Origin of the sequence: Pseudomonas sp. CM25 (assembly GCF_013179705.1) — a bacterium.
GTDB lineage: Bacteria > Pseudomonadota > Gammaproteobacteria > Pseudomonadales > Pseudomonadaceae > Aquipseudomonas.
Window position 1 is genome coordinate 1 of record NZ_JABMCW010000321.1, and the last position, 6,021, is coordinate 6,021.

6 protein-coding genes are annotated in these 6,021 nt (G+C 66.3%); 2 read left to right on the forward strand and 4 right to left on the reverse strand.

Going from position 1 to position 6,021, the window contains the following annotated elements; translation table 11 throughout:
- The 4 genes from HP546_RS24320 to lexA form a co-directional block, all read right to left on the reverse strand.
- Positions 1-2,164, reverse strand: a 2,164-nt coding sequence (locus HP546_RS24320; protein ID WP_172230553.1) for an error-prone DNA polymerase, incomplete at its 3' end; no start/stop codon positions are given.
- A complete protein-coding gene (locus HP546_RS24325) occupies positions 2,140-3,558 on the reverse strand; it encodes a DNA polymerase Y family protein (protein ID WP_172230556.1) in 1,419 nt (472 codons plus the stop codon). The genes HP546_RS24320 and HP546_RS24325, both read right to left, overlap by 25 nt.
- 6 nt (positions 3,559-3,564) lie before the next feature.
- On the reverse strand, positions 3,565-4,185 hold the full coding sequence (gene imuA, locus HP546_RS24330; RefSeq protein ID WP_172230559.1) for a translesion DNA synthesis-associated protein ImuA: 621 nt from the start codon (positions 4,183-4,185) through the stop codon (positions 3,565-3,567).
- Positions 4,185-4,802 (reverse strand): transcriptional repressor LexA, encoded by a 618-nt coding sequence (lexA, locus tag HP546_RS24335; RefSeq protein ID WP_172230562.1) that lies wholly within the window; start codon positions 4,800-4,802, stop codon positions 4,185-4,187. Before lexA ends, imuA begins: the two co-directional genes overlap by 1 nt.
- 92 nt (positions 4,803-4,894) lie before the next feature.
- Here lexA and HP546_RS24340 point away from each other — a divergent pair, with 92 nt between their 5' ends.
- Positions 4,895-5,551: an HAD family phosphatase gene (locus tag HP546_RS24340; RefSeq protein WP_172230565.1), complete on the forward strand. Its 657-nt coding sequence runs from the start codon at positions 4,895-4,897 to the stop codon at positions 5,549-5,551.
- Between the two features lie 103 nt (positions 5,552-5,654).
- On the forward strand, positions 5,655-6,021 hold a 367-nt coding region (locus tag HP546_RS24345; protein WP_172230568.1), incomplete at its 3' end, for a LysR family transcriptional regulator.

Sequence of the window (6,021 nt, forward strand, 5' to 3'; positions counted from 1 at the left end):
AGCCATAGCTGCCAAAGCCCTTGATCTGTTCGAAGATGCGCTCGGCAAACGCCAGGTCGTAACCATTGCGCAGCATGCCCTGCACCAACCTCTCGCGGTGCGGTTCCAGGCCGCCGTGACGCTTCCAGGCCGCCATGCTGCGGCGCAGCTGGTCGGCTTCACCGGGGCTGTAGTCGGCTGCGACCATTGCCAGTTCCATCACCTGTTCCTGAAACAGCGGCACCCCCAGGGTCCGCTCGAAGACTTCCTTGAGCTGCGGCGAAGGGTACGTCACCGGCTCCTGTTTGAGACGCCGGCGCAGGTACGGGTGCACCATGTCACCCTGGATCGGCCCCGGGCGGACGATGGCCACCTCGATGACCAGGTCGTAGAACGTGTTGGGCTGCAGCCGGGGTAGCATGGCCATCTGCGCGCGTGACTCGATCTGGAACACGCCCATGGTTTCGGCGCGGCTGATCATGGCGTAGGTGGCCGGGTCTTCGCTGGGGATGGTGGCCAGGGTCAGGTGCCGACCGCGGTGGCGCTGGAGCAGGTCGAAGCAACGGCGCAGGGCGCTGAGGATGCCCAGCGCCAGCACATCGACCTTGAGCAGGCCGACCATGTCCAGGTCATCCTTGTCCCACTGGATGACCGTGCGCTCTGCCATCGCGGCATTTTCAACCGGCACCAGCTGGTCCAGCGGTTGCTGCGAGATGACAAAACCACCCGGGTGCTGCGACAGGTGCCGGGGGAAGCCGATCAGCTCACCGGCCAGCACCAGCACCCGCCGCAGCGAAGGGCTGCCGGCCTCGAAACCGGCTTCAGCCAGGCGCTGCGCATCGGGAATACGGTCGCTCCAGCGGCCACAGCATTTGGCCAGGGCATCCACCTGGTCGGCGGGCAACCCCAGCACCCGCGCCACATCCCGCACAGCACCCGCAGCATGATAAGTGTTCACCACCGCAGTGAGCGCCGCGCGGTGTCGGCCATAACGGCGGAACACGTACTGGATCACTTCTTCGCGCCGGTCATGCTCGAAGTCCACATCGATATCGGGCGGCTCGTTGCGCTCGCGTGACAGGAAGCGCTCGAACAGCAGGCGGTGCTCCATGGGGTCGAGTTCGGTGATGCCCAGCACGAAACACACCACCGAGTTGGCCGCCGAACCACGCCCCTGGCACAGGATGCCCTCCCTGCGCGCGAAGGCGACGATGTCGTGCACGGTCAGAAAATAACTCTCGTAGCCCAGCTCTTCGATCAGCGCCAGCTCCTTGGCCAGCACATCCCGCACTTTGCGGCTTGGCCCGCCCGGCCAGCGTAACGGCAAGCCTTGTTCGCACAACTCACTCAGCCAGGTCGCTGGTGTATGGCCTTGAGGCACCAATTCGCGCGGGTACTGGTAGTGCAACTCGCTCAGGTCGAACCGGCAGCGCTCGGCGATGGCGAGCGTCTCGGCCAGCAGGTCGCCGGGGTACAGCTCGCCCAGTTGTGCCTGGCTGCGCAGATGCCGCTCGCCATTGGCAAACAGAAAGCGCCCGGCCTCGGCCACCTGACAATGCTGGCGGATGGCAGCCATGCAGTCCTGCAGCGCACGCCGGCCACGCACATGCATGTGCACGTCGCCGCAGGCCACCGCGCCGATACCCAGCCTGGTCGCCATGGCGAGCGAATGCTGCAGGCGCAAGGCATCGTCACTGCCCCGGTGCAGGTGCACAGCCAGCCACAGGCGGTTATCGAACACGCTGCGCAGCCACTGGCCAGCAGCGGTATCGCCGCTGTCATCGGCCACCCACAGGGCAAGCAAGCCTTGATGATGGTGCAGCACGTCGTCACGGAATAATTGGTACTCACCCTTTGGCGCCCGCCGCCGGGCCCGGGTGATCAGGGCGCAGAGGTTTTGATAGCCGACCAGGTTCTCCACCAGCAGCACCAGCTTGGGGCCGTCCTGCAATTGCACCTCGCTGCCCACGATCAGTTGCAGCTGATGCTCCTTGGCGGCCTGCCAGGCCCTGACGATGCCCGCCAGGGTGCATTCGTCAGTGATCGCCAGGGCCTGATAGCCTTGCTCACGCGCACGCCGGAACAACTCGTCAGCGCTGGAGGCACCGCGCTGAAAGCTGAAATTGGACAGGCAGTGCAGCTCGGCATAACCCTGGGTGTTCATGCGAACCAGCCCTGCAGCCACAGCGGCCCGGCCTGGCTCAGGTCGCGGTAGGCCCAGCCGCGCAGGCCGTCACGGGTTTCGATGCGGTAGTAGTCGCGGCGCACGTCAGCGCCATCCCACCAACCCGATTCGATGCGTTCGGCCTGCCCCTGCACCTGGTAGCCGGCTTCGTCCAGCGCCATGGGCGCGGCAAACAACCAGCCAGGGCGGCTACCGGGGGCGACCGGCATGCTGCCCTGGGCGCCCTGCTCTCGCGCTTGCCAGGCGCACTCGGGGCGATGATCGGCTGCGGCGCTCAGGCCCTTGACTGCCTCATCCCCCAGCCGGGCGCGCAGGCGCTCGCGCAATTGCTCCCAAGGTTGCGCCTGTTGTGCTCGTGGGTCGAACAACGCATGGTGCTGCGGCACAAAGGCTGGCAGGTCTTCGGCAACCAGCCGCAGGTTGCGCACCGGGGCGGGAATGCGTAGCGGCTCCAGGCGCCCCCGGGCCAGCTCGAACAGCCTTGCGGCATCCCGCTCGGCCGCCAGCAGCCCCACCTTAAGCAAGGTGTCCGGCCCTTCGACGTGTTCCAGGTGCAGGCAGAACCGCTGAACACCACAGTCGCGCCCAGCCAGGAAGGCGGCCAGGTCATTGAGCATGCGCCGCAGCGGGAACAGCAGGGCCTGGTGTGATTCGACGTCGAAATTCAGCTCAAGACGGGCTTCGAAGCGGTCCGGCGGCTGGTAGAAATCCAGGCCGAAATTGCGCAGGCCGAGCAATTGGTCAAGGTGCAACTGCACCTGGGCAGGAAAGCGTTTCGCCAGTGTGTCGCGCGGCAAGGCCAGCACCTGGCCCAGTTGCCGCAGCCCCATGCGAGCGAAGGCATCCGCGGCGTCGGCCGGCAAGCCGACACGCTCGATCGGCATGCCCAGGAGCGCCGCCCGGGTGTCGTCAGCATCGGGCACGGCCAGGCCGTCGTGACCATTGGCGAGCATGCGTGCCGCCACCGGGTTGCTGGCCAGGACGATGCGCTGACGCAGGCCCAACTCTGCGAGTTCCTGCCGCAATTGGGCCTCGAACGAGGGCCAGGGCCCGAACAGTTGCAGGCTGGAGCCCACCTCTAGCAACAGCGCCCGTGGGTAATGCAGGCTGACCTGGGCACTGAAGCGGTAGGCCCAGGCTGCCAGCAGCTGCTGTACCTGATCGATGCGTCTGGGGTCGGCTTCGACACAGGTAAAGCCATCGGCCAGGGCGCGCGCCGCTGTCAGGGTTTGCCCGGCACGCAGGCCGAGCGCAGCAGCCGCCAGGTTGACCGCCTGCAACACGCGTCGCTGGGTGGGCCCGCCAACCAGCACCAGCGGCGTATCAGGGTCGTCACGCTCACGCAGGACGGTGTCGAGCGCCAGCTGCGGAAGCAGGATGCAGGCCCAGAGCATGTTGCATCAGCCCCGGCCCGGGCAGGCGATGGGCAGCGCTGGTGGCATGCCACCACGGCTTTTCAATACACGCCATTGCGCCGGCCGGGTGTCGACGGCAATGCGCAGTGCTGCGGGCGAAGGGTTGTGCGCCGCCTGTTGCGGCCTGCAGGCGAACGCCAGCGCCTGGCCGGTTTCAGCAGCCACCTGCAGGCGCCGCAAGGCACGGTCATCGGCACGTTCGGGCCAGCACAGCACCGCCGCGCAACTGCCCGAACGCAGGCACTGTTCGGCGGCCCACAAGGCATCGGCCGGCTCGGCATTTACCTGCACCAGCCAGCGCAGGTCCACCCCCGCCGCCTGCCAGGCCGGGGCGTAAGGAATGAAAGGCGGGGCCACCAGCACCACCCGGCTGGCTTCAGTACTCAGCCGGGCCAGTGTCGGCCACAGCAGTTGCAACTCACCGCAGCCCGGGCTGGCCAGCAGCAATTCGCTAAGCGCAGCCGCCGGCCAGCCACCTTCCGGCAGGCGTTCATCAAGGGCGGCATGGCCGGTTGGCTGCAACCCCAGTGGCCGAACCTGGGCCTGCCGGCCACGCCATACCCGGCGCTGATCGAGCAGCCTGTCGAGGTCGACCACCGCGCCCATCAGTCACGCCTCAGCAAGCCGCAGAACACGCCTTCGATGAAGAAGTCCTGTTCCGGCTGCACATCGATCGGTGCATAGGCGGGGTTGCGCGGCAGCAGCCGGTAGGCATTGCCCAGGCGTTGCAGGCGCTTGATGGTCACTTCGCCGTCCAGGCGCGCAACCACGATCTGGCCATCACGGGCATCGCCCTGCTGGCGAATGCCGACCAGGTCACCGTCGAAGATGCCGTCGTCCACCATCGAATCGCCGCGGACTTTCAACAGGTAGTCGGGGGTACGGCGGAACAGGCTGGGGTCGAGCAGCAACTGCTCGTGAATATCCAGGTCCGGGCCGGTCGGGGCGCCTGCGGCCACCTGGCCGAGCACCGGTAATTCGAGGATTTCTGGCTTGCGCAAGGGTTCGGCCAAGCGAATGCCCCGCGCCTGATTGGGCGTGACATCGATATAACCGGCCTGGCACAGCGCGGTGATGTGCTTGCGCGCGACGCTGCGCGAGGCAAAACCGAAGCGCTCGGCGATATCGGCCAGGCTCGGTGGCTGGCCGTGGTCGGCGATACGCTCGCGAATGAAGTTGAAAATGGCGCGGCGTTTGGGGGTAAGATTGTCCATGGAGCACATTTGTACTCTTTTCGTGGCTCACTGAACAGCCCCCTTCGTCGTCAGCATTGGTTATGATCCCCTGGCTTGTGTTTTCTTGATCTGGATATCCCATGCTGACCGCCCTGCTGTTCGACCTTGACGGAACCCTTACCGACACTGACACCTTGCACCTGCAGGCCTTTCGCCAACTGCTGCACGAACACGACGGCCGCGAGCTGAGCCAGGCGCAGTTCGACGCGCAGGTCAGCGGCCGGGCCAACGGCGAGCTGTTCGCCGAGCTGTTCAGCGGTGCCAGTGCCGAACAGTGCCAGGTACTGGCCGACCGCAAGGAGGCGCTGTTCCGCGACATGTCGCCTGCGCTCGAGCCGATGCCGGGCCTGTTGCGTCTGCTGGGCTATGCCCAGGATCATGGCCTGGGCATGTGCGTGGTGACCAACGCGCCGCGGCTGAACGCCGAACACATGCTGAGCGCCATGGGGCTGGGGCAGCGATTCGAGCATGTGCTGGTGGCCGAGGAACTGGCACGGCCCAAGCCGGACCCGCTGCCCTACCTTACCGGGCTGCAGCGGCTGGGTGCTGAGGCTGGTCAGGCGCTGGCGTTCGAAGATTCGTTGCCGGGGGTTACGGCGGCCAGTGCTGCGGGGATCTTTACGGTTGGGGTGGCGACGACGCAGAGCCCGGAGCGGTTGCTGGCGGCGGGGGCTGGGTTGGTGATTGACGATTTTGAGGACCCGGCCTTGTGGGCGTTGATCGAAGGGCGGGGGTGATTCGAGGTGTATGACTGCGGGTTTTCAGCGCCTGTGAGATCGAGCGCCCACACACAACCCTGAAGCCCTACCCACCCCAACCACCGCGCTGCCAGGCCACCCCATGCTGATCGACGAAGAACTCACCCTCAAAAAGCTGGAAACCTTCCTCGCCTTCATGCGCACCGGCAACCTCGGCCGCGCCGCCGCCGAGCTGTCTACCAGCGCGGTCAGCGTGCACCGCGCCATCCACTCGTTGGAAAACGCGCTGCGCTGCCCGCTGTTCAAGCACGAGGGTCGCCAGCTGATCCCGCTGGAAAGTGCCTACGTGCTGGAGAAGAAAGCCCGCCAGCTGATCCAGGACGCCGAACAGATGGTGCGCCAGACCCGTGAGGCCGCCGGTTTCTACGCCGAACGCTTCCGCCTGGGCGCGCTCTATTCGCTGACGGTGAAAACCGTGCCCAAGCTGGTCATGGGCCTGAAACTGCGCC